The following is a 22943-nucleotide window of genomic DNA, read 5'->3' as shown; positions in this document are numbered from 1 at the left end:
TCAACGACTGGCGCGCTTTATACAGTAGTAGCCGCCTCACCGCGCAAGACCACCACGCAGGTGCTGTCCGGACGAGCGGCGGGCCCGCGGGGATGCCTCGCTAGAGCGGCGGCGGGCCGCTGAAACGAAAAAGCCCGGCAATCGCCGGGCTTTTTCATGGTCACGCGCAGGCTCAGTTCTGACGGATGCCCGCCACCAGCCAGGGCTGGTTCTCGCCCTGGGCGCGCTCCATGCGCCAGCTTTCGCTGAAGGGCTCGCCCTGGTCGAAGCGCGAGGACTTCGACACGCCGCTGAAGGTCAGGGTGGCGATGGTCTTCTCGGCCTGGTCGTCCACGCCCTCGAGCTGCACGTCGAGGTTGTCGATGTAGGTGGACTGGTAGCCGTCGCCCAGGTCGGCGCGTTCCTGCTTGAGGAACTGCAGCATCTGCGGGGTGACGAACTCGGCGATCTTGTCCATCTCGTTGGCATCCCAGTGCTGCTGCAGGGACATGAAGTGCTCGCGGGCGGCGCCGACGAAACGGGTCTCGTCGAACCAGCTCGGCGCGTTGATCACCGGGCGGCTGTCCATCACGGGGCGCGAGGCGCCACCGAAGATCGACGGCGGGGCGGCGGGCATTTCACGCTGCATCGGCGCATGTCCGCCTGCCATGGCGGGCTGATGGCCCTGCTGCTGGCGACGACGGGAGGCGATGAAGCGGAAGGCGATGAACGCGATCAGCGCGATGATCAGGATGTCGAGGAACTGCATGCCCTGGAAGCCGTCGCCCATGAACATCGAGGCGAGCAGGCCACCGGCGGCGAGGCCGGCCAGCGGGCCGAGCCAGCGCGAGGCGCCGCTCTTGGCAGCGGCACCGGCGGCGCCTGCGGCAGCACCGGTCGCGGCCGGGCCGGCAGCGCTGGGGGAGTTCGGTGCGGCGCTGGGTTGCGCCTGGCGGATCTGGTGGCTCGGCGCCGAGCCCATGCTCTTGCCACCACCGAAACGCTTGGCGGCGTTGACATCGAGGCTGAGCGTCACGGCGACACAGAAGGCCATGGCAAGGCTGAGAAAGCGCTTCATGGTTGTCATTCTCTTGGTTGGTATACGACGCACGTCATGTTGCCGACCGGTGCCCGGGAGGGCCAGTCGGATTTTGTTTCGTGCTGTTGCCCTGTCAGGGCGCAACCGGGATATGGGGGCGGATGAATCCCTTTCCAAATCAGTCTGTTACTGATTCTTTCAGAACCGCCTGTCGGAAGTCTCGGATGGTAGGCTTCGCTGAGCGAGGCCGTCAGCCGCGCGATCCCCCTGACCATCCCGCCGCGAGGACCGCCGACCATGCATGCCATCGACTTCATCCAGGACCTCGCGGTGATCATGCTGATCGCCGGCTTCGTCACCATTCTCTGCCACCGCTTCAAGCAGCCGGTGGTGCTGGGCTACATCATCGCCGGGGTGATCATCGGCCCGCACACCCCGCCGTTCGCCCTGGTGCACGACGAGGAAACGATCAAGACCCTCGCCGAGCTGGGGGTGATCTTCCTGATGTTCTGCCTGGGGCTGGAATTCTCCCTGCGCAAGCTGTTCCAGGTCGGCGCCACGGCGTTCATCGCCGCGTTCCTGGAAATCACCCTGATGATCTGGGCCGGCTTCGAGATCGGCCGCCTGTTCGACTGGAGCACCATGGATTCGCTGTTCCTCGGCGCGATCCTGGCGATGTCCTCCACCACCATCATCATCAAGGTCCTGGGCGACCTGAAGATGAAGAACGAGCGCTTCGCCCAGCTGATCTTCGGCGTGCTGATCATCGAGGACATCCTCGGCATCGGCATCATCGCGCTGTTCTCCGGCATCGCCGTGAGCGGCACGGTAGAGGCTGACCAGGTGTTCTCCACGGTCGGCAAGCTCAGCCTGTTCATGGTCGTCGCACTGGTCGTCGGCATCCTGCTGGTGCCGCGCCTGCTGGCCTACGTGGCGAAGTTCGAGAGCAACGAGATGCTGCTGGTGACGGTGCTCGGCCTGTGCTTCGGCTTCTGCCTGCTGGTGGTGAAGCTGGAGTACAGCATGATCCTGGGCGCCTTCCTGATCGGCGCGATCATGGCCGAGTCGCGCCAGCTGATCCAGATCGAGCGCCTGATGGAGCCGGTGCGCGACATGTTCAGCGCGATCTTCTTCGTCGCCATCGGCCTGACCATCGACCCCAAGGTGCTGGTGGACTATGCCGCGCCGATCCTGGTGATCACCCTGGTGGTGGTGGCCGGCAAACTGGTGTCGTGCGGCGCCGGCGCCTTCATCGCCGGCAATGACGGGCGCACCTCGATGCGCGTGGGCATGGGGCTTTCGCAGATCGGCGAGTTCTCCTTCATCATCGCCGCGCTGGGCATGAGCCTGGGCGTGACCAGCGACTTCCTCTACCCGGTGGTGGTCGGCGTTTCGGCCATCACCACCTTGCTGACGCCCTACCTGATCCGCTCGGCCGACCCGCTGGCGCTTTACCTGGGCCGCAGCCTGCCGTCGCCCATGGTGCGGGTGTTCAGCCTGTACGGCGAGTGGCTGCGCAGCATCAAGCCGCGCGGCGACAAGGCGATTCTCGCCGGAATGATCCGCCGCATCCTGTTGCAGGTCGGGGTCAACCTGACGCTGGTGATCGCGATCTTCTTCGGCCTTGCATTCTCCGCCGGGCAGGTCGGCCAGTGGCTGGCGCAGTTCGTCGAACAGGAAGCGCTGCACAAAGCGCTGATCTGGGGCGCCGCGCTGCTGCTGTCGCTGCCGTTCCTGATCGCCGCCTACCGCAAGCTCAAGGCGCTGGCGATGCTGCTGGCGGAAATGGGCGTCAAGGCAGAAAGCGCCGGGCGCCACACGGCCCGCGTGCGCCGGGTAATTTCCGAGCTGATCCCGCTGCTGTCGCTGGGCGGCATGATGCTGCTGCTGGCGGCGCTGAGTTCGAGCATCCTGCCGCCGGGCGAGCTGCTGGTGGTGGTGGCCCTGATCGCCGCCCTGGTGATCGCGGTGTTCTGGCGCTGGTTCATCCGCGTGCACTCGCGGATGCAGGTGGCGCTGATCGAGACCTTCGAGCAGAACGGCGGGCATCACTGAGCCCGCCGGTTTCACCCCTGCATTTCGAGCGTGCGCTGGGCGGCCTTGCGCTCCCGCTCGGCCTTGTGCATTTCACGCACCGCGAGGCGAACGGTTTCGTGGTAGCCGTTGATCACGGTTTCAGTGTCGCTGCAGATGATTGACTTGCCGCGCTCGATCCACAGTACCCGATGGCACAGTTCGCGGATGGCCTCCATGCTGTGCGACACCAGGATCACGGTCTTGCCCTGCTTGATCTTGGTGCGCATGGCGGCATGGGATTTCTCGCGGAAGGTCTGGTCGCCGACGCCCAGGACTTCGTCGATCAGCAGGATGTCCGGGTCTGCATGGATGGCCACGGCGAAGCCGAGCCGAGCGCGCATGCCGGTGGAGTAGGTGCCCACGGGCCGGTCGAAGAAGTCACCCAGTTCGCTGAACTCGCGGATGTCATCCATCTGCCGGCGGATGTTGGCGAGCTTCATGCCCAGCAGCAGGCCGCTGATGAAAACGTTATCGCGCCCGGACAGTTCGGGTTTGAAGCCGACGTTCAGCGCCAGCAGGCTGGCGTTGAGCAGCTTCTTGCGCCGCAGCGTGCCACGGTCGGGATCGACGATGCCGGCAATCATGCGCAGCAACGTACTCTTTCCGGCCCCGTTGTTGCCGATCACGCCGAGGGTCTCGCCTTCGTAGAGATCGAAGCTGACGTCCTGCAATGCCCAGAACGACTCGTAACGCAGCATGCCGACCCGCTGCCGATAGGACAGGCCGAGGTGTTCGGCCTGGAGAATCAGGTCACCCGACATGCATCACCTCAGAACAGCAGTTTGGGGTATTTGCGCTCGTTGCGGTGCATGATCCACAGCGCCGCGAGCAGGAACGGGACCGCGACCGAGAGCACGTAGAGCTGTTCTCCCCAGGCTGGCCACTGGTTGTGCAGCAGTACGTCGCGAAAGGCGGTGATCATCACCGTCATCGGATTGAGGTTGAGCAGCGGCGCCATGGACGCGGGAATCTCGTGGATGCTGAAGAAGACGCCGGACATGAACATCATCAGCATCAAAAAATTATCCACCACCTGGCGTAAGTCGGGTACGAACGGCAGCACCGCAGCGAGCAGGAAGCCAAAGCCGATGATGAACAACAATTGATTGAGGATCAGCACGGGAAGCGCCAGCCACTCGAGGGACGGCCGGTAGCCGGCGATCAGCAGCGACAGGATCAGCAGCGTCAGGATGATCAGGAACTTGAAGGTGTTGCTCAGCACCGGGATCAGCGCGAACACGTACTTGGGGACGTGGATCTGCTGGATCAGCCCGGCGTTCGCCTGGATCGCGTTGCTGGCCTGGCGAACCGAGCCGTCGAACCACTTCCAGGCGACCATGCCGCTGAGCAGCAGCGGCACATAGCCGGGTCGGCTGTGGCCCAGTGCCAGGCCGAAGACGATATAGAACGCGCCCATGTACATCACGGGCTCGAGAATCCACCAGAGGAATCCGAGGAAACGCCGCGCCACTTCGGTGCGCAGGTCGCTATAGACGCCGTAAAGAATGATGTCCCTGTGCTTCATGTCGTTCTTGTTGGATTGAAAAGGGTGGGGTATTTAAACACAATGCGTGGCAGCAAGCCTGCGTGCCGATTGCGGCGCAATCTGTGCGGATCATCGCCCAAACATAAGAAAAAGAGCTGGTATGCGCCTATTTGATGTCTTGTTCGGATCCTCCCGCAAAGCCCCCCAGCCTGCTGATGACCTCGTCCTCATGGTGGTCGGCATGCACCGCAGCGGCACGAGTTTCCTCACCGGCTCCCTTCAGGAAGCCGGACTGGAGCTGGGCAAACACAGCACCTGGAACCCTCATAACCTCAAGGGCAATCGGGAGAACGGCGATATCGTCGCGTTCCACGATGAGCTGCTCGCGGCCCGCGGCCATGCGTGGGACAACCCGCCCGGCGAGGCACCGGTGTGGACGCAAGCCGAGTACGCCGCCGCCCGTGAGCTCATCAGGGGGTACGAGGGCGTGAAGCGCTGGGGCTTCAAGGACCCGCGCGCACTCCTGGCCGTGGAGGGTTGGCAGGAGCTCATTCCGCAGCTGCGTTTCGTCGGCATCTTCCGCCACCCGTCGGCGGTCGCTGACTCCCTCCAGGCGCGTGGCGGCATGCCGCGCGAACAGGCCCTGGGCTTGTGGAAGGCCTACAACGCGCGCCTGCTCGAACTGCATGGCCGGGTGAAATTCCCGGTGCTCTGTTTCGATCAGGACGAGGACCGCCTGCACCGGCAGCTTGACGACGTGTTGCGCCGGTTCGGCCTGCAGCCCCCGACAACCGAGCGCTTCTTCAGCTCCGAACTCAAACATCACCGGCACGGCGACGAGCAACTCGCGCCAGAGCTGGATGCCATGTACCAGGCTCTCAAAGCCATCGCTGAATGATCCGGGGGTCGAGTCATGCCCATCTTTCGTCGCGCGCCGCGCCTGAGCATCGTCGTCATCGTCTACAAGATGCCGGAGCAGGCGGACAAGACGCTGCAGTCGCTCAGCCCGGCCTACCAGCACGGCGTGAACGAGCGCGACTATGAAGTCATAGTCGTTGAGAACCATTCCGACCGTCTGCTGGGCCGCGAGCGCGCCACCCGGCACGCCGGCAACGTGCGTTATTTCCACCGTGACGAGAAGGAACGTACGCCGGTTCATGCGATCAATTTCGGTGCCGCCCAGGCCCGTGGCAGCCACGTCGCGATCATGATCGACGGCGCGCGCATGCTCTCGCCAGGTGTTCTGCGCCACGCCCTGGATGCCTTCCGCCTCGATCCGGAGGCAGCGGTCTCGGTGCCGGGCTACCACATCGGCCATAAGCTGCAGCAGGTGGCCGTGAACGAGGGCTACAACGAAGACGCCGAGCAAGTGCTGTTGCAAAGCATCGAGTGGCCAAGTAACGGTTACCGCCTGTTCGATATCGCGGTGCTCAGTGGCTCCTGCCAGGGCGGATTCTTCCAGGCCAATTACGAAAGCAATTTCATCGGCATGTCGATGCGCAAGTGGAAGGCGCTGGGCGGGGTCAACCCACGCTACAACGATTTTGGTGGAGGCAACGCCAATCTGGACCTCTACAAGCGCTTGCTGGAATACCCCAACACGCCGTTCTACCTGCTCTATAGCGAGGGGTCGTTCCATCAGTTCCACGGTGGCGTGACCACCGGCACGCTGCGAGAAGAGCGCGAGCGGGTGTACAAGCTGCTCGATGAACAGGACAAGCAGATCCGCGGGGAGAACCGCAACCCGCCCAGCGTGCGACCTATCCTGCTGGGCACCGCGCATCCGCACATCTTCCGCTTCCTCAACCATTCGCTGAGCCGGGTGCAGGCTGTATGAGCGCAATTCACGAAAAGCGCCCGCTGCTGTCCATCATCGTTATCGCCTACGACATGCCGCGCCAGGCTCTCAATACGCTGGTCAGCCTGGCGCCGGACTACCAGCAGGGCGTCGATGCTGACGACTACGAAGTCATCGTGGTGGAGAATCGCTCGCAGCGGAACATGGATGCAGAGGCCATTGCCCGCTTGCCCGGCAACTTCCGCTACTACCTGCGAGACGAGGAGGGCGTATCCCCGGCCCCCGCGATCAATTTCGGCTTCGCCCGCGCCCGCGGTCGCTTTATCGGCCTGATGATCGATGGCGCGCGGCTGGTCACGCCGGGCGTGGTGAAGTACGCGCTGATGGCCTTCCGCATGACACCGGACGCCATGGTGGTGGTGCCCGGCTATCACCTGGGTGAAAACGAGCAGCAGTTTCACCTGACCCATGGCTATTCCGAAGAGGCCGAGCAGCAGTTGCTTGCCGACGTGGGTTGGCCGCACCCGTCCAGTGGTTACCGGCTGTTCGACATTTCCTGCTGGAGCGGCGCCAACCCGAACGGCTATTTCCATCCGTTCATGGAAAGCAACTGCCTGTTCATCAATGCGCAGGTGTTCCGCGATATCGGCCGCGCCGACGAGCGATTCGACATGCCCGGCGGCGGCGCACTGAACCTGTATCTGTATCGCAAGGCGGCGATGCATCCGAGCACCCAATCCGTGATGCTGATAGGTGAGGGGTCCTTCCATCAATTGCACGGAGGTGTAACGACGTCCGAGGTGGAAGGTCGCGAAGAGTTGCTCAAGCGTCAGAGCGACCAGCTCTGCGAACTGCTCGGCGAGCCCTTCCGCTCCCCGACGGTGGAACCCATCCTGCTTGGCCAGGCCAAAGCGCCCAGCCTGCGTTACCTCGAGCGCTCCGTGCAACGAGGCATGGACCGCGTAAAACGCTGCGCCGGGCGCCAGGAAGACCCCTTTGCCGACCAGGCACTCAAACCCGAATTCCGCCTCGCGCCAGTGCAGACGCCGGTGCGAATCATCGCTCCCCGACCATTCGTTTCCGGAGAAGCCCAGATCATGAAGACCCTCTACATGCCTCCGTCGATCAAGCATTTCGAGCCGCTGCACATGGTCTTCAGCACCTGGGTCGACCACCTGCCGTTCGGCTACGACCTGGTCACCGCGTTACGTCCCAAGTTGCTGGTCGAGTTGGGCACGCATAAGGGACTGTCCTACTTCACCTTCTGCCAGGCAATGAAGGAGAACGATATCGATGGCGTCTGCTACGCGGTGGACACCTTCGAGGGCGACGCGCACACCGACAAATATGACGAGTCGGTATTCAACGCGGTGAACAACCACAATCGCCAGCACTACCACGGCTTCTCCTACCTGATGCGGATGTTCTTCGAGGATGCGCTCAAGCACTTCGACGACGACAGTATCGAGTTGCTGCACATCGACGGTTTCCACACGTACGAGGCGGTCAGCGCCGACTTCGCCAACTGGTATCCGAAAGTGAAGCCAGGCGGCATCATCCTGTTCCATGACGTTATGGCTCGCCTGCAGGACTTCGGTGCCTGGAAGTTCTGGGACGAGACCCGTGGCCAGCATGAGACCTTCACGTTCAACCACGGCTTCGGCCTGGGCGTGCTGCGCAAGCCCGGCGGCGACCGCAGCAGCGACCATCCGCTGCTCAAGCTGCTGTTCGAGGACGCCAAGGCCGATGACGGCGCCGGCCTGCGCTCCTTCTACGTGCACGCCAGCAAGCACCTGGAGAACACCCGCAAGCTCAAGCGCCTGACCCAGGGCCAGCCGCAACAGCAGCCGGCCAGCTGAGTCTTGAGCGACGCCACCGACATCCGAGCGGGGCTGCGCCAACCGGCCAGCTACTTGCCCGAACTGGAGTCGCTGCGCGGCTGGGCGATTTTGCTGGTGGTGGGCTTTCATTATTTCGGCATCCTCGCCCTCGCCGAGCGTGTGGATAACCCGGTGTGGGTAACCCTACTCGGCGGCGGCAATACCGGCGTCACGCTGTTCTTCGTGCTCAGCGGTTTCCTGTTGTCGCGCCCCTTCCTGCAAGGGCTGCGCGACGGCCAACAGGTGAGCATCCGACGCTTTTACACCGCACGTTTCTTCCGCATCTTGCCGCTCTATTACGCGGCAGTGCTGCTGGCCTGGTTCATGACGCAGAAGGTCGCGGCGCTCAAGGCGCTGCTATTCATGCCGATCGGCTTCCAGGCGTTCCCGTTCAGCGTGCCTTGGTGGTCGCTGTGCACCGAAGTCCAGTTCTACCTGCTGCTGCCCTGGGCGATGTGGCTGCTGCGCTACCGTGCCGGCCGCTGGTTGGTGGCGGGCGCACTGCTGGCATGGGTCGTGGCCCATGTCTGGCTGTTCCACTTGCCGGGCTGGCTGTCGCCGACCAACGTCTGGGAGAACTCGCTGTTCGGTCGCGCCGGGGCGTTTCTCGTGGGCGCAGCATGCGCTGGTATCAGTCTGGGACGAGGTTACGAGTGGTTGCGCGCGCGGGCACTGGTCTGCGCCATGCTGCTGGCTGGCTGCCTGCTGGGGTTGGGGCGCTTGTGGGTGTGGTTCTCCCTGAGTGGCGAGCGTAATGCCCTGCAGGCGCTGCCGATGTACCACAACCTCGAGTCGCTGCTCTGGGGCGGGGCAATGCTGGGGTTGCTCGCGCTGAGCTGGCGGATCAAGGTGCTGCTGGCCAATCCGCTGCTGGATCACTTCGGCCGGATCTCCTACTCGCTCTACCTGATTCATGTCCCGGTACAGTTCTACTGCATCTATCCGTTGAAGGCGTCCGGTATGACGCTGGATAGCAACCTCAATGCCTACCTGCTGCGCATCGCGTTCAGTCTGGTGCTTTCCTGGACGCTGGCGTGGTTAAGTTATCGACTGCTGGAAATACCCTTCCTGCGCCTGAAATCGCACCTGGCGACCTACTCCGGGCGGGCCCCCTGGGCGCGCCGTGCCGCCGACGCCTGAGTAAGGTCAGGTCGGGACGTCGCGCCAGTGGGTGGCAAAGCCGGGTTGCGCCTCGCCTTCGGGACGGCCGTTGGTGTAGTAGTACAGCGCCAGGGAGCGGCGGTAGACGCCATCCGGGCAGGTGAGGGGATGCGGGTGTCCGTGGAACGAGCTGGCGGTGGTGCTGAACACCACGCAACGGTTGGCGATCGGCAGCACGCGGCGGGGCGGCCCGGCCATTTCCGGGTCCCACAGTTCGAGGTGGCCGCCATAGCTCTCGGGCCACGCCTCGTTGAGGTAGATCAGCACGTTGATCCGACGGTCTAGCCCGAAGTCGCGATGAGTAGCGAAGTCGGTATGCACCTTGAGGAAGCCGCCGCGGGAAATCTGGTGGATTCCCGCGCCACGCAGGTTGGGGTCGGGGATCAGGTTGGGGATGCCGGTCAGTTGTGCCAGGTAGTCGAGGAATGCGTGGGAGTTGAGCTCCCAGAACAATTGGCGATAGGTCGGCGGCATGCGCAGAGGGTCGCGGATGTTGCGCTTGTCCTTCTGCACATACTCGCCGCTGGCCTTGTCGGTATGGGTCGCATTGTTCCACAGGGGATCGCTCTGATCGTGTGGATATTCCTGCAGGAGCCGGGCAAAGGTCGCAGAAGGCAGAAAATTGTCGATGACGATATGCGGGAATGGGGCATTGCCGGCATAGTGCGGTGCCTGTTCGGCCGCCTTTGCCATCAGGGCAGGATAGTCCAGCAGTAGTCCATGGGACGGAGCGCTGGCATCGCCGCTGCTCTTTGGGGTGAAAAGATTCTTAAGCATTTTTCGGGAATTCACTGAATGTTGTTCTTTTCCACGCGAGCGGCAGCTGCGCTCACGACCCGACTAGCCATTGCCTGGCTGATTCTGCTTGCCGTGGTTCCTGTGAGCAATGCTCAGGATCAAACCACGAGACCCAACATCCTGTTCATCCTTGCCGATGACCTGGGCAACAACGATATCGCCTCCTGGGGCGATGGGCAGGCGCCGACGCCAACCCTCGACCAACTGAGCCGCCAGTCGCTGCGTTTTCGACAGCACTATACCGACAGCACCTGTTCGGTCAGCCGCGCAGCGCTGATGACCGGCCGCGATCCGGTCAGTATTGGTTTCGAGCCCGACGGCCTGGGGCTTTCGCCCGATCTGGAAACCTTGCCCAAGTCGTTGAGGGAGTTGGGCTACAGCACTCATCACCTGGGAAAATGGCACGTTGGCGAGGGACTGGAGTATCTGCAGATCCGTCCTAACCACCAGGGTTTCGACGACTGGTTCGGCATGCTCAACCACTTCGTACTCCAGGGACCGGATGTCCAGGGGCAACTGATCCGTCGCAAGCCCACCTTCAACGACCCCTGGCTGGAGCGCGACGATGGCCCGCCGATCCAATACAAGGGGCATCTGGACGATCTGCTGACCGACCGGGCCATTTCGCTGATCGATCAGGGGCGAGTGGCGGGCAAGCCCTGGTTCATCAATCTCTGGCTGCTATCGCCGCACCATCCGTTCGAGCCGTCGCAAACCTATCGCCAGCAATTCCCTGATACCGAGGCAGGGCGTTACCTCGCAGTCCTCAAGCAGCTCGACCACAATGTTGCCCGACTACTCGACGCGCTCAAGGCCAGCGGCCAGCTGGACAACACACTGATCGTCTTCACAAGTGATAATGGCAGTCCGAACATTGCGCGTGACAGCAACTACCCGCTGACCGGCACCAAGGCGACCTACTTCGAAGGCGGTGTACGCGCCCCGCTGATGATGCTCTGGCCAGGGCATGCCAATGATCGCGATGTGGTCGGCATCTCGCGCATCACCGATCTTTATCCGACGCTGATCGGAATGGTCGACGGCAAGCCGCCGGCAGGCCTGACTGGTCGCGATCTATCCCCGCAGTTGGCATCCGGCAAGCCGTTGCCCAAGGTTGACGAGCTTTACTGGGCGGCCGATTTGATGAAATGGGGCATGACTTACGGTGGGCATATACCTGGTCGCGGGTTGTTCTATCGCAACCTTTTCTCACAGTTGGAGAGTCGTCCGGTATCCGGTCCTGTGGTCGGCGCGAAAACCGTCCTGTCGGCGCTCACACCCTTCAGCAAGGAGGAGGCGTCCAGCCTGATTCGCCGCTGGGAGCTGCATGCACGACCAATTCCCCTGCAATGGCATCCTGCCAAGGGCACGACATCTGCCTACCTGAGCGGTCGCGACTACCAGCGCTCCCCTGTGTTCGGCGGCTACAGCCTTGGGCTGGGGGCAATGCGCACTGTCGGCATGGGACGCCAGGTACTGGTCGAGCAGCCTGGCCTGTGGACCCTGGCTCTGGAGCGGGGCCGCCTGGTGGTGACTCGCGGCGGTAGTCGTTTCGAGGGTGAGCCGGTGCACTGGCGAGAAGGCTGCAACGCCGTGGTCACCGCCTTCAACATCAAACCGGTCTCGACCTACCCGTTTCCGGGCAAGGAAGAAGGACAGCTGGTGGTCTACGTCAATGGCAAGGCTGCGCTGACCGCAGATCAACCCATGCCCCGTGTTGCGACGGTCGAGGCGATGGCGCAACCAACATATATCGGCGCATCGTCCTCCGGGAAGGATCGCTATGCCGGAAGGATTGGCCGCCCGTTGCTGGTCGGCAAATTCCTGATGCCGCAACAGGATGGCTACGCCCTTGGCGATATGGACCAAGCTGTCTGCCCTGGCCGATGATCGCACCTCTCTCGGGCCGATGAAGCCCTGTGAGCATCGCGGAATCGGCCGGCCGAGCGGCTGAAAATGGCGTGTAGGAGCGAGCTTGCTCGCGAACAGCCTCCGCAGCGGGGCTGGTTCGCGAGCAAGCTCGCTCCTACGAAGAGCAGAACCCGCCCTGGCGGGTCAGATCGCTTCTAGCTTGGCATACCCCATCATCAGCCACTTGCTGCCCTCGCTGTCGAAGTTCACCTGCACCCGTGCCTGGGCGCCGGAGCCTTCGAAGTTGAGGATGACGCCGTCGCCGAACAGCGGGTGGCGGACGGACTGGCCGAGGCTGAAGGGAGTTTCCGGGACGCTGGCGCCGCTGAACAGGTTGCCGCTGCGCTGGTTGCCCGACAGCGGGCGGCTCACCGAGTTGGACAGGCGCACTTCCTGGATCAGGCTCGGGGGGATTTCGCGGACGAAGCGCGACACCTTGTTGTAGGTCTCGCTGCCGTACAGGCGGCGGGTCTCCGCGTAGGTCATGACCAGGCGCTGCATGGCGCGGGTGATGCCGACATACGCCAGGCGGCGTTCCTCTTCCAGGCGGCCGGGTTCTTCCAGACTCATCTTGTGCGGGAACAGGCCTTCCTCCATGCCGGCGAGGAACACCAGCGGGAATTCCAGGCCCTTGGCGCTGTGCAGCGTCATCAGTTGCACGCTGTCCTCGAAGGCGTCGGCCTGGGTGTCGCCGGACTCCAGCGCGGTGTGGTCGAGGAAGGCCACCAGCGGCGGGGTGTCCTCGTCGTCCGGATTCTCGAAGGCGCGGGCGGCGCTGACCAGTTCTTCCAGGTTTTCCACCCGGGCCTGGCCTTTCTCGCCCTTTTCTTCCTTGTGGTAGGTGATCAGGCCGGACTGCTCGATGACGATCTGGGTCATCTGGTGCAGCGGCAGGCCCTCGACCTTCACCGCCAGCAGGTCGACGGTCTCCAGGAAGCCGTTCAGCGCGCTGGCGGCGCGGCCGGCCACGGCCTTGGCGGCGATCACGTCGTTGATCGCGCGCCACATGGAGGTGCCGTTGTGGCGCGCGGCGTGGCGGATCGCCTCGACGGTCTTCTCGCCGATGCCGCGTGGCGGCACGTTGATCACCCGCTCCAGCGCGGCGTCGTCGTCGCGCAGGCGGATCAGGCGCAGGTAGGCGAGGGCGTTCTTGATCTCGGCGCGCTCGAAGAAGCGCTGGCCGCCGTAGATGCGGTAGGGAATCTTCTCGCGCAGCAACGCTTCTTCCAGCACGCGGGACTGGGCGTTGGAGCGATAGAGAATGGCGATTTCGCTGCGCTTCAAGCCGTCCTTGCGCAGGGCGTCCTCGATGGTCTCGACGATGTAGCGCGCCTCGTCGTGCTCGTTGAATCCCGCGTACAGGGTGATCGGGTCGCCGTCGACGCCGTCGGTCCACAGCTCCTTGCCCAGGCGCCCGCTGTTGTTGGCGATCAGCGCGTTGGCGGCCTTGAGGATGGTGGCGGTGGAGCGGTAGTTCTGCTCCAGGCGGATGTCCTCGGTGCCGGCGAAGTCGTCACCGAACTGCTGGATGTTCTCGATCTTCGCGCCGCGCCAGCCGTAGATCGACTGGTCGTCGTCGCCCACCACCATCAGGCTCTCGCCGCCCTTGCCGAGGAAGCGCAGCCAGGCGTACTGCACGGCGTTGGTGTCCTGGAACTCGTCCACCAGGATGTGGCGGAAGCGCCGCTGGTAGTGCTCCAGCAGGCTGGGGCGGTCGCGCCAGAGGTCCAGCGAGCGCAGCAGCAGTTCGGCGAAGTCCACCACGCCGGCACGGGCGCAGGCTTCTTCGTAGGCCTGGTAGACGCTGACCATGGTCGACAGGTAGAGGTCGCCGCCGGCCTGGATGTTCTGCGGGCGGTTGCCCTCGTCCTTCTGGCCGTTGATGAACCACTGCGCCTGGCGCGGCGGCCAGCGCTGCTCGTCGAGGCCCAGCTCGCGCACCACGCGCTTGACCAGGCGCAGCTGGTCGTCGCTGTCGAGGATCTGGAAGTTCTCCGGCAACCCGGCTTCCTGCCAGTGCGCGCGCAGCAGGCGGTGCGCCAGGCCGTGGAAGGTGCCGACCCACATGCCGGCCGGGTTGATGCCCAGCAGCTGCTCGATCCGCGCGCGCATCTCGGCGGCGGCCTTGTTGGTGAAGGTCACGGCCAGGATGCTGTGGGGCGAGGCGTTCTCGACCTGGATCAGCCAGGCGATACGGTGCACCAGCACGCGGGTCTTGCCGGACCCGGCGCCGGCGAGCACGCGCTGGCGCCCCAGCGGCGCGGCCACGGCCTGGCGCTGCGGGTCATTGAGGGAGTTGAGCAGGTAGGAGATGTCATCGTTCATGGGGTGGCATTCTACCGACGGGCGGTTTTCCCCGGCAAACCGGCCCGCCGTCCGGCGTCTTCCCGACGAAAGTTGGGCAGGCGGGCGGCCAATTGCCATCTGTGATGCTTGGGTGGGGCAATCTCCTCGGGTATGCTCCGCCGACGCCTAGGCCTGACACCTACAAGAAAAACGCCTATGACCGCTTATGTAGAGCCGTCGGCGATCCCGGTGAGCCATGCCGAGATCCGCCAGCAGTACGCTCACGAAATTGCCGTCGAACGCACACGCCTGCTGTACCAGGGCTCGCGGGTGCCGACCCTGCTCATGCTGCTCGATGGCCTGGCCTGCGCCGGGCTGCTGTGGGACTACGTGAAGCCGGGGCTGCTCGCCGGCTGGCTGATCTCGCTGGTGCTGCTGGCCGTGCTGCGGCTGATCCAGGTGTCCGCCTTCAATGCCGCCTCCGCCGAGCGCCAGGCCAGCCCGCACTGGCAGCGCACCTTCCTGTTCGGCGCCGGGGCCTCGGGCTTGACCCTGGCCTTCGCCGCCATCGCCCTGGTGCCGCCGGACGCCTTCCTCCAGCAGTCCCTGGTGTTCGGCCTTATCGCCGCGGCGATCCTCTCCGCCAGCGTCGCCTACGCGGTCAGCCTGCCGGCCTTCCTGACCTTCGCCTTGCCCTGCCTGTTCCCCTCCATTGCCTATTTATTGATCAGCGACAACCCGCTGCAGCAGGGCTGGGGTGTGCTCGGGGTGATCCTGCTGGCGGCGCTGCTGGTGGTGGCCTGGCAGATTCACCGGGTGGTCCATGTCGGCCTGCTGCGGCGTTTCCAGGCCCAGGCGCTGGTGGCGCACCTGGAGCGCGCGAAGGCGCAGACCGAGGCGCTGAACCAGGACCTGGAGCGCGAGGTGGAGCAGCGTCGCCGTGCAGAGCGCGAGCTGTGCCGCGCCCGCGACGCCCTGCAGGAACGGGTCGAGGCCGGCAGCGCCCAGCTCAGCCACACCGAAGCGCGCCTGGCCCTGGCACTGGAGGCCAGCGAACTGGGGCTGTGGGACTGGAACCTGCTGACCGACGAAGTGCACCACTCGCACCTGGAGGAAATCTTCGGGATCACCCAGGACGCGGTGAAGAGCGTGCGCAACGACCTGCGCCCGCGCCTGCACCCCGACGACCTGCCGCTGCTGCGCCGGGCGCTGGTCGAGCACCTCAAGGGCCGCACCGACGGCTACCGCATCGAGTACCGTGTGCGCCACGCCGACGGCCACTGGGTGTGGGTGGAAGACCGCGGCCGGGTGATGGAGCGCGACAGCCGCGGGCAGGTGACGCGGATGGTCGGCACCCGCGCGGACATCTCGCCGCGCAAGCTGCGCGAGGAAGAGCAGCGCCTGGCCGCCACGGTGTTCGAGGCAGCCAGCGAAGGCATCATCATCCTCGACCCGGACTACCGGCTGATCGCCCTCAACGAGGCATTCACCCGCCTGACCGGTTACCGCCGCGAGGACGTGCTCGGGCACAACGTCGCGCGCCTGATGGGCTCCTCCGAAGCGCTGCGCCGCTACCAGTCGATCCGTGCCGAGCTGGAGCGCCAGGGCACCTGGCAGGGCGAGCTGATCGAGACGCGCAAGAACGGCGAGCTGTACCCGCAATGGCTGCAACTGAACGTGGTGCGCGACGGCCGCGGGCAGGTCGCCCATGTGGTCGGCTTCTTCGCCGACCTCACCGCCCGCCGCGACGCCGAGGAGCGGCTGCGCTACCTGTCGCACTACGACGAGCTCACGGGCCTGGCCAACCGCACGCTGTTCAAGGAGCGCCTGCACGAGGCCAGCCAGCGCGCCCGCCAGGAAGGCCGCACGGCGGCGCTGCTGCTGATCGACCTGGACCGCTTCAAGCTGCTCAATGACAGCCTTGGCCACGAGGTCGCCGACCAGTTGCTGCGGCAGATGTCCCGGCGCATGACCCAGACGGTGCCCGAGGCCGACACCATCGCCCGGCTGTCCGGAGACGAGTTCGCCGTGCTGATCGACTCCTACGCCAGCCTCGCCGCGCTGGCGCGGCTGTCCAGCCGGCTGCTGGCCAAGCTGCGCACGCCGATGACCGTGGGGGGCCATGAACTGATGGTCAGCGCCTCGGTGGGCATCAGTCTGCTGCCGGACAACGCCTGGGAAATCTCCGCGCTGATGAGCCAGGCGAACATGGCCATGCAGCACGCCAAGCACCTGGGCGGCAACACCTTCCAGTTCTTCACCGACAACCTGCAGGCCTGCACGCTGGAGCGCCTGCAACTGGAAACCCGCCTGCGCAAGGCCATCGACGAAGGCCAGCTGGACGTGCATTACCAGCCCAAGCTGAACCTCGCCAACGAGCGCCTGGACAGCGCCGAGGCGCTGGTGCGATGGCGCCACCCGGAGATGGGCATGGTGCCGCCCAGCGACTTCATCGGCCTCGCCGAGGAGACCGGGCTGATCGGCGCCATCGGTGAGTTCGTCCTGCGCCGTGCCTGCCAGCAGGCCCGCGCCTGGCAGCTCAAGGGACGCGAGCTGCGGGTATCGGTGAACCTCTCGGTGCACCAGTTGCGCACCGGCAACCTGGTCGACTTGGTGCGTACCGTGCTTGAGGACACCGGCCTGCCGCCGCACCTGCTGGAGCTGGAACTGACCGAAAGCCAGTTGCTGGACAACGTCGAGAGTGTCACCGCGACCTTCCGCCAGCTACGCGAGATGGGCGTGAAGCTGGCCATCGACGATTTCGGCACCGGTTATTCCTCGCTCAGCTATTTGAAGCGCTTCCCGGTGGATTACGTGAAGATCGACCAGACCTTCATCCGCGACCTCTCCGAGCGCGGCGAGGACGCGGCCATCACCCGGGCGATCATCGCCATGGCGCACAGCCTGGAGCTGAAGGTGGTGGCCGAAGGCGTCGAACACGCCGAGCAACTGCGCTTCCTGCGCGCCCACGGTTGCGACGAGATCCAGGGCTACCTGATCAGCCAGCCGGTGCCGGCCGACGCCTGCCTGGCCCTGCTGGAGCGCAGCGAGCGGCGCTAGCTTGGCTACAGGGCCAGTGCGCCGCCGGCGGTTGCTCACGGCATGTCCCGGACCAGGCGGAAGCCGAGGTTGTCCGGCGGTTGCCCGGCGCTGCAGCCACCGCCGCGGGCATCGCGAACGAAATCGTTGATCGCGGCGCGATGGCGGCCTTCGGCGATGCGGATCGAGCAATACTCGGCGCGTTCTGTCGCGGCGGCCCGGGCATCCAGGTTGACCCGCTGGTGGCAGCTTTGGGTCCACTCCCAGACGTTGCCGCCCAGGTCCGCCACCCCGTATTCGTTCAGCCCGTGGCTGCCGCGCGGCAAGGGTAGCGCCGAGACGCTGGTGCGGGTTTGCGCTTCCAGGCGATAGCGCGCCAGCCAGCGGCGTGCGGGGTTGCTGCCATCGTCATCGTCGAGGCGCAGGGCATCGTCGGCCCAGCGCGAGCCGGCGAAGAAGGCCCATTCGCGGTCGGTGGGCAGGCGCCAGCGCTGGCCGGTGCGGCGGGACAGCCAGTCGGCGTAACGCTGCGCATCCAGCAGGCTGGCGCCGGTGCGCGGCAGGTCGTCGCTGGCGGCGCCGTGGTCCAGCGCCAGGCAGGCGCCCTCGGCCACGCAGCGGGCGTATTCGCCCTGGCTGACCTGGAATTTCATCACCTCGAAGCGCGGCGCGAGGTATTCGCGCTGCGACGGAGCATCCACCGCCTGCGTTGCCCGCCAGTAGTCGCCCGCCGGGCGGAAGTCGAACGCGCGGGGTTCGAGCCGTACGGTTGGCGGCGCAAGCTCTGGCTGGTAGGGCGGCCGCAGGAAGAGCAAAGCCCCGCCCAGCAGCAGCGCGGCGCAAATGCCGATTAGCAGGGTCGTACGCATGTGCTGCCCAGTCCGTCGGGGGAGGAAATGGCCGACCCACTCCGGGCCGGCCGTGGGGCTCACTTGATCGCCGTCGGCGGCTGGACCTGGCTCATCAGGTCGTGGTCCCACTGGCCCTCGACCTGGATGTGCGCCGCGGCGCCCAGCAGCACGGCCTCGATGAGGTTGTGGTTGAGGTAGGTGTACAGGCCCGGCTGGCGGAAGGTATAGAGCGCCGCACCCGCCGCGCCGCCGGGGATGAACCAGGTTTCCAGGTCCTGCTCCGGCGGGTTGTTGAACTTGCCGGTGGCCCAGACATGGTCGCCGTGGCCGCCGATCAGGTGGGGGCGGGTGTCGCGGTTGGCCTGGGAATGGACGATCAGCAGGGTCTCGCCGACGCTCGCCTTGAGCGCGTTCTCGCCGGTCAGCGCGCCGACCTTGCCGTTGAACACGATGTGGCTGGGGACCAGCCCCTTCATGAGCTGCAGCGTGTCGCCGTAGCTTTCTATCGGCGTGGCGTAGCGCTTGTACTTGCCGTCCTTGTCGCGCGGCACGTAGTAGTCCTGCTCGCCGATGTAGACCACCTTGTCGTAGGTGAGCGGCTTGCCGTCGCGGTCCTTCAGGCCATCGCGTGGCAGCACCATGATCGCCCCGTTCATGCCCGACACCACGTGCCACGGGATCATCGCCCCGCCCGGTGCGCAGTGGTAGACGAACACGCCGGGGCGGGTTGCCTTGAAGCGCAGCGTCACTTCCTCGCCGGGCTGGATGAGGGTCAGCGCGCCGCCACCCAGGGCGCCGGTGGAGGCGTGGAAGTCGATGTTGTGGGTGAGGGTGTTGCTCGCCGGGTTGACCAGGGTGAGTTCCAGGTAGTCGTCCTGGTGCACCACCATCAGCGGGCCGGGCACCGAGCCGTTGAAGGTCATGGCGTGGATCTGCGTACCTTCGCCGTCGATGACCAGCGTCTTCTCCTGGATCACCATGCGGAACTGCACGACCCTGGGCTGGCCCGTGGCGCGCTGCTCGTGGGCATGCACGAAGGGCGGCGCGACCAGCTCGACCTGCACATGCTCCAGCTTCGACAGGTCCGCGGCGGGCCCCGCGTTCTGCGGCGCTGCCTTTGCGTCGTCCGCCATCGTCCTGCCGCTGGTGAGCAGGCTGCCGCTGACGCCCAGGACCACGGCGCCGGCCAGCAGGGTGCGGCGGGACAGCGAAATCTCTTCCTGATCAAGCATGGTAACTCTCCGTTTTCGACGAACTGTCGTCAGGCAAGGAGATACCCGGTAGGCAAATGCCTTCCTTGAGCCAAAACAAAGAAGCTTTCAGCTGGACAACGTGTCGCAGGCTCTGCTGTGCGGTAGATCGCGTTTACAGTCTTGTGCCCATGCAAGCGGGCAAGACCGGGCGCGGCGAGGTAAGATTCTTCCTGCTTTGATTTCCGGCCCGGCGTGCGGGCTCCAAAGGACAAGGATCATTCATGCGTCTGTACGGTCTGACCCTGCTGGCTCTGATCACCGGTTGCCTCGGCGTGCAGGAAGCGCGCGCGAGCAGCGACGACTCCTGCTACCCGAGCTGGAACCTCAAGCGCGACACGCTGGATGTGTGCAACAGCCTGCCGTTCCTCAGCCCCGGCAACGACAGCCGGGTCAACCTGCAGCTGCTGCTGGCCGACGCCGGCCAGGCCAGCATCCCCAACCGCGCGCTGAGCGACGACGAACAGCAACTGGGCTACGGCCAGGTGCCGTTCCCCCTGGCGCGCTGGCTCGATGGCGCAGCGCCGGGTGATGCGGGCGACAGCGCCGGCCCTTCGAGCGCCGCCCCGCTGGCCGATCTCGCCACGCGCATCGGCCTGCCGGCGGATGCCGTGCCGTCGTCCGCCGACAGCTTCGCCAGCGGCGAAGGCAGCCGCTGCCGCAGCAACAACCCGGCCACCGCCCAGGACTTCCTCAGCCAGCTGCTGCTGGCCGACAGCCTGCCCGCCGGCGAACGCCAGGGCCTGGCCCGCGCACGGCTGACCCTGCTGGGCGCCTGCCAGTGGGACGAAACCCAGCTCAGCGTGCTGCTGCCGGCGGACCTGCAGAGCGCGCAGGCCTTGGCCTATCGCACCTACCTCAAGGGCGCCGCGGACTTCTACAGCGGTCGCTTCGCCGACGCGCTGAAGTCCTTCCGCGCCCTGCAGGACAGCGACCAGGCCTGGCTCAAGGAAACGTCGCGCTACATGGTCGCCCGCGCCCTGCTCAACCAGGCGCAGCAGAATGCCTTCGACGAGATGGGCTACCCGGACCTGCGCAAGGTCGACAAGAAGATCCTCGCCCAGGCGGAAACCGCCCTGGGCGACTACCTCAAGGCCTATGCCCAGGGCCGCTACAGCGCGTCGGCCAAGGGCCTGACGCGCCGCGTCTACTGGCTGATGAGCGACGAAGGCCGGCTGGCGGGCGAGTACGCCGAACTGTTCGCCCGCGAGGACGCCGACGATCTTGCCCAACTGGTGCAGGAAGTCGACAACAAGCTGCTGGTCACCGCGCACCCGGCCGACGTGCGCGACGCGCGCCTGCTGGCGGTGCTCGACCTGATGCAGATGCGTCACCACGAGCCCAACGAGCCCCGCGCCCTCGACGCCGCCGGCCTGGCGGCGCAGAAGGACCTCTTCGCCAAGATACCCGGCCTGCACGATTACCTGACGGCGGCGTACCAGCTGTACGTCGAGGAGCAACCCGCCCAGGCGCTGAAGTCCCTGCCGGAGGAGCTGCCGGCGAAACTCGACTACCTCGCCTTCAGCCAGCAGACCCTGCGCGGTTTCGCCCTGGAAGCGAGCAACGACTGGATTGCCGCCGAGAAGCTCTGGCTGCGGCTGCTGCCGCTGGCCGAGCAGCCCTTGCAGCGCGAGCAGCTGGAGCTAGCGCTGGCCTTCAACTACGAGCGCAGCGACCGGCTGGTGAAGGTCTTCGCCGAAGGATCGCCCGTGCACACGCCGATCATCCGCGAGATTCTCCTGCGCCATGTCGCCGGCCCCGACCTGCTGCGCCAGCAGGCGAAGTCCACCGGCGTCTCGGTGGAGGAGCGCGATACCGCGCTGTTCGCCCTGCTCTACAAGGACCTGCTGCACGGCCAGTACCAGGCGTACATCGACGATCTCGCGCTGCTGCCCACCGACGGCAGCGGCAAGCCGCTGGGCGCCAGCATCGGCTACCTCTACGGCAGCATGCCGCTGTCGCTGTTCCAGTGGCCCGGCGGCAAGAACGACACCGGCTACGAATGCCCGGCCATCGTCGACGTCGCCCGCGACCTGCTGCAGAGCCCGCCGCCGCCCAAGGCGCTGAACTGCCTGGGCGAGTTCATCCTGCGCAACGGCCTGGACGGCTTCCCGCTCGACACCCAGCCCAGCGAGCGCGAGCTGGGCGGCGGCGAATCGCTGTTCCCCGGCACGCCATACTCACGCATGGACGGGTACCTCAAGGTCATCGCCGACAAGCAGGCGGTGGAAGAGGATCGCGCCTATGCGTTGTTCCGCGCCATCAACTGCTTCGCGCCCAGCGGTTACAACGGCTGCGGCAGCCAGGACATCGCGCCGTCGCAGCGCAAGCAGTGGTTCCGCACCCTCAAGGGCCAGTACGCCGCCACGCCCTGGGCGAAATCGCTGAAGTACTACTGGTAAGCCCCGTGCGGCGCGTCGTGGCCCTGGTGCTGGCGTTGCTCGCAGGCAACGCCACGGCGGGCGGCGTGGACGCCGCGGAGCACGACGCCTTCTGGCTGTGGAGCGGGGTGTCGCCCCAGCCGGTACTGGCCCAGGCCCGCACCCTGTACGTGCTGCAGGGGCAGGTCAGCGCGCCGCGCTACCGCGATGGCCGCGCCCGGCTGATCGCCCAGGGCATCGCCATTCCGCGCCTGAAGCAGGGCGAGGTGTGGGTGGTCTACCGTGCCCATACCCTGCGCTGGAACGAGGACATCTACCGCACGCTGCTGTCCCAGCTGCGCCGCTGGCGCGCCGCCGGCAATCCGGTGGTGGGCGTGCAGATCGACTTCGATGCACGCACGCGCTACCTGGACGAGTACGTCGACTTCCTCCAGGACTTGCGTACGCGCCTGCCCGAGGGCTGCAAGCTGAGCATCACCGGGCTGATGGACTGGGGCAGCAACGCCGCGCCCGAGACCCTCAATCGCCTGGCCGGCGTGGTGGACGAGGTGGTGGTGCAGACCTACCAGGGACGCCAGACCATCCCCAACTACCAGGCCTACCTGCCGCGGGTGGCGCGGCTGCAGCTGCCGTTTCGCATCGGGCTGGCGCAGTACGGCCAGTGGCAGGCGCCGGACTACCTGGCGAAGAGCCGGTGGTTCCGGGGGTATGTGGTGTTCTTGCAGAACCCGTGAGTTCGCAGCGGATGGCGGGCCGATCGCGGACGGAGTCCGCTCCTGCGCGGAGTTGAACGTCGGGTAGGAGCACTGTCTTCATCTGAAAATCCGTGCGTGTATTTCCCTCTCCCTAACCCTGGCTACGCGCCCCGCTCCGAAGGGAGAGGGGACTGATCGGCATCAAGCGAAGCACCGAGTTGGCCGACGGCGTTGGACGACTCCCTCTCCCTTCAGGGAGCGGGCGGGGGAGAGGGCATGTCCTAGCGCGATACTTCAGGTAGGAGCGGACTCC

General features: G+C 65.6%; 16 protein-coding genes. 9 read left to right on the top strand and 7 right to left on the bottom strand.

Annotation, left to right across the window (positions count from 1 at the left end):
• Nucleotides 1–172: 172 nt before the first annotated feature.
• The gene (locus N0B71_RS07855) at nucleotides 173–1057 is read right to left on the bottom strand and encodes a Tim44 domain-containing protein (RefSeq protein WP_259758196.1); all 885 of its coding nucleotides are present in this window, start codon (nucleotides 1055–1057) and stop codon (nucleotides 173–175) included.
• 258 nt (nucleotides 1058–1315) lie between these two features.
• Here N0B71_RS07855 and N0B71_RS07850 point away from each other — a divergent pair, with 258 nt between their 5' ends.
• The gene (locus N0B71_RS07850) at nucleotides 1316–3073 is read left to right on the top strand and encodes a cation:proton antiporter (RefSeq protein ID WP_259758195.1); all 1758 of its coding nucleotides are present in this window, start codon (nucleotides 1316–1318) and stop codon (nucleotides 3071–3073) included.
• An 11-nt stretch (nucleotides 3074–3084) separates the two neighbouring features.
• Here N0B71_RS07850 and N0B71_RS07845 read toward each other — a convergent pair whose 3' ends face one another.
• Nucleotides 3085–3855: an ABC transporter ATP-binding protein gene (locus tag N0B71_RS07845; protein WP_259758194.1), complete on the bottom strand. Its 771-nt coding sequence runs from the start codon at nucleotides 3853–3855 to the stop codon at nucleotides 3085–3087.
• 8 nt (nucleotides 3856–3863) lie between these two features.
• Complete coding sequence (locus N0B71_RS07840; RefSeq protein WP_259758193.1) at nucleotides 3864–4619, bottom strand: ABC transporter permease; 756 nt, start codon at nucleotides 4617–4619, stop codon at nucleotides 3864–3866.
• A gap of 121 nt (nucleotides 4620–4740) precedes the next feature.
• Here N0B71_RS07840 and N0B71_RS07835 point away from each other — a divergent pair, with 121 nt between their 5' ends.
• The 4 genes from N0B71_RS07835 to N0B71_RS07820 are packed head-to-tail and all read left to right on the top strand — an operon-like array spanning nucleotide 4741 to nucleotide 9398.
• Nucleotides 4741–5478 (top strand): sulfotransferase, encoded by a 738-nt coding sequence (locus tag N0B71_RS07835; RefSeq protein WP_259758192.1) that lies wholly within the window; start codon nucleotides 4741–4743, stop codon nucleotides 5476–5478.
• Between the two features lie 15 nt (nucleotides 5479–5493).
• On the top strand, nucleotides 5494–6417 hold the full coding sequence (locus N0B71_RS07830; protein WP_259758191.1) for a glycosyltransferase: 924 nt from the start codon (nucleotides 5494–5496) through the stop codon (nucleotides 6415–6417).
• On the top strand, nucleotides 6414–8237 hold the full coding sequence (locus N0B71_RS07825) for a class I SAM-dependent methyltransferase (RefSeq protein ID WP_259758190.1): 1824 nt from the start codon (nucleotides 6414–6416) through the stop codon (nucleotides 8235–8237). The genes N0B71_RS07830 and N0B71_RS07825 overlap by 4 nt, the downstream gene beginning before the upstream one ends.
• Nucleotides 8238–8240: 3 nt before the next feature.
• Complete coding sequence (locus N0B71_RS07820) at nucleotides 8241–9398, top strand: acyltransferase family protein (protein WP_259758189.1); 1158 nt, start codon at nucleotides 8241–8243, stop codon at nucleotides 9396–9398.
• Nucleotides 9399–9404: 6 nt separating this feature from the next.
• On the opposite strand, the gene N0B71_RS07815 is transcribed toward N0B71_RS07820, so the two are convergent.
• Nucleotides 9405–10196 (bottom strand): 2OG-Fe(II) oxygenase, encoded by a 792-nt coding sequence (locus tag N0B71_RS07815; protein WP_259758188.1) that lies wholly within the window; start codon nucleotides 10194–10196, stop codon nucleotides 9405–9407.
• A gap of 18 nt (nucleotides 10197–10214) precedes the next feature.
• Between N0B71_RS07815 and N0B71_RS07810 the strand changes: the two genes are divergently transcribed.
• Nucleotides 10215–12107, top strand: coding sequence for a sulfatase family protein (locus N0B71_RS07810; protein WP_259758187.1), 1893 nt, complete (start codon nucleotides 10215–10217; stop codon nucleotides 12105–12107).
• 165 nt (nucleotides 12108–12272) lie between these two features.
• On the opposite strand, the gene uvrD is transcribed toward N0B71_RS07810, so the two are convergent.
• Nucleotides 12273–14453 carry a DNA helicase II gene (gene uvrD / locus N0B71_RS07805; RefSeq protein WP_259758186.1) on the bottom strand — a complete coding sequence of 727 codons (2181 nt, stop codon included), beginning with the start codon at nucleotides 14451–14453 and terminating at the stop codon, nucleotides 12273–12275.
• 177 nt (nucleotides 14454–14630) lie between these two features.
• Between uvrD and N0B71_RS07800 the strand changes: the two genes are divergently transcribed.
• A complete protein-coding gene (locus N0B71_RS07800) occupies nucleotides 14631–17474 on the top strand; it encodes an EAL domain-containing protein (RefSeq protein ID WP_259758185.1) in 2844 nt (947 codons plus the stop codon).
• Nucleotides 17475–17509: 35 nt separating this feature from the next.
• Here the strand turns inward: N0B71_RS07800 and N0B71_RS07795 are convergent, their stop codons facing one another.
• On the bottom strand, nucleotides 17510–18322 hold the full coding sequence (locus N0B71_RS07795; protein WP_259758184.1) for a formylglycine-generating enzyme family protein: 813 nt from the start codon (nucleotides 18320–18322) through the stop codon (nucleotides 17510–17512).
• Between the two features lie 59 nt (nucleotides 18323–18381).
• Nucleotides 18382–19437 (bottom strand): copper-containing nitrite reductase, encoded by a 1056-nt coding sequence (gene nirK, locus N0B71_RS07790; protein WP_259759505.1) that lies wholly within the window; start codon nucleotides 19435–19437, stop codon nucleotides 18382–18384.
• Between the two features lie 341 nt (nucleotides 19438–19778).
• On the opposite strand from nirK, the gene N0B71_RS07785 reads away from it, so the two are divergent.
• Together N0B71_RS07785 and N0B71_RS07780 are read left to right on the top strand one after the other, a co-directional pair.
• Nucleotides 19779–21956 carry an outer membrane assembly lipoprotein YfiO gene (locus tag N0B71_RS07785; protein WP_259758183.1) on the top strand — a complete coding sequence of 726 codons (2178 nt, stop codon included), beginning with the start codon at nucleotides 19779–19781 and terminating at the stop codon, nucleotides 21954–21956.
• A 5-nt stretch (nucleotides 21957–21961) separates the two neighbouring features.
• The gene (locus N0B71_RS07780; RefSeq protein WP_259758182.1) at nucleotides 21962–22669 is read left to right on the top strand and encodes a DUF3142 domain-containing protein; all 708 of its coding nucleotides are present in this window, start codon (nucleotides 21962–21964) and stop codon (nucleotides 22667–22669) included.
• The last annotated feature ends 274 nt before the right edge of the window (nucleotides 22670–22943 follow it).

The organism is Pseudomonas sp. GCEP-101 (assembly GCF_025133575.1).
GTDB classification, from domain to species: Bacteria; Pseudomonadota; Gammaproteobacteria; order Pseudomonadales; family Pseudomonadaceae; genus Pseudomonas; species Pseudomonas nitroreducens_B.
This window is presented reverse-complemented; position numbering and strand designations above follow the sequence as displayed.

Excerpts from the sequence above, each read along its gene's own strand:
- N0B71_RS07855 (WP_259758196.1), bottom strand. The coding sequence starts at position 1,057 with ATGAAGCGCTTTCTCAGCCTTGCCATGGCCTTCTGTGTCGCCGTGACG.
- N0B71_RS07850 (WP_259758195.1), top strand. The coding sequence starts at position 1,316 with ATGCATGCCATCGACTTCATCCAGGACCTCGCGGTGATCATGCTGATC.
- N0B71_RS07845 (WP_259758194.1), bottom strand. The coding sequence starts at position 3,855 with ATGTCGGGTGACCTGATTCTCCAGGCCGAACACCTCGGCCTGTCCTAT.
- N0B71_RS07840 (WP_259758193.1), bottom strand. The coding sequence starts at position 4,619 with ATGAAGCACAGGGACATCATTCTTTACGGCGTCTATAGCGACCTGCGC.
- N0B71_RS07835 (WP_259758192.1), top strand. The coding sequence starts at position 4,741 with ATGCGCCTATTTGATGTCTTGTTCGGATCCTCCCGCAAAGCCCCCCAG.
- N0B71_RS07830 (WP_259758191.1), top strand. The coding sequence starts at position 5,494 with ATGCCCATCTTTCGTCGCGCGCCGCGCCTGAGCATCGTCGTCATCGTC.
- N0B71_RS07825 (WP_259758190.1), top strand. The coding sequence starts at position 6,414 with ATGAGCGCAATTCACGAAAAGCGCCCGCTGCTGTCCATCATCGTTATC.
- N0B71_RS07815 (WP_259758188.1), bottom strand. The coding sequence starts at position 10,196 with ATGCTTAAGAATCTTTTCACCCCAAAGAGCAGCGGCGATGCCAGCGCT.
- N0B71_RS07810 (WP_259758187.1), top strand. The coding sequence starts at position 10,215 with ATGTTGTTCTTTTCCACGCGAGCGGCAGCTGCGCTCACGACCCGACTA.
- uvrD (WP_259758186.1), bottom strand. The coding sequence starts at position 14,453 with ATGAACGATGACATCTCCTACCTGCTCAACTCCCTCAATGACCCGCAG.
- N0B71_RS07800 (WP_259758185.1), top strand. The coding sequence starts at position 14,631 with ATGACCGCTTATGTAGAGCCGTCGGCGATCCCGGTGAGCCATGCCGAG.
- N0B71_RS07795 (WP_259758184.1), bottom strand. The coding sequence starts at position 18,322 with ATGCGTACGACCCTGCTAATCGGCATTTGCGCCGCGCTGCTGCTGGGC.
- nirK (WP_259759505.1), bottom strand. The coding sequence starts at position 19,437 with ATGGCGGACGACGCAAAGGCAGCGCCGCAGAACGCGGGGCCCGCCGCG.
- N0B71_RS07785 (WP_259758183.1), top strand. The coding sequence starts at position 19,779 with ATGCGTCTGTACGGTCTGACCCTGCTGGCTCTGATCACCGGTTGCCTC.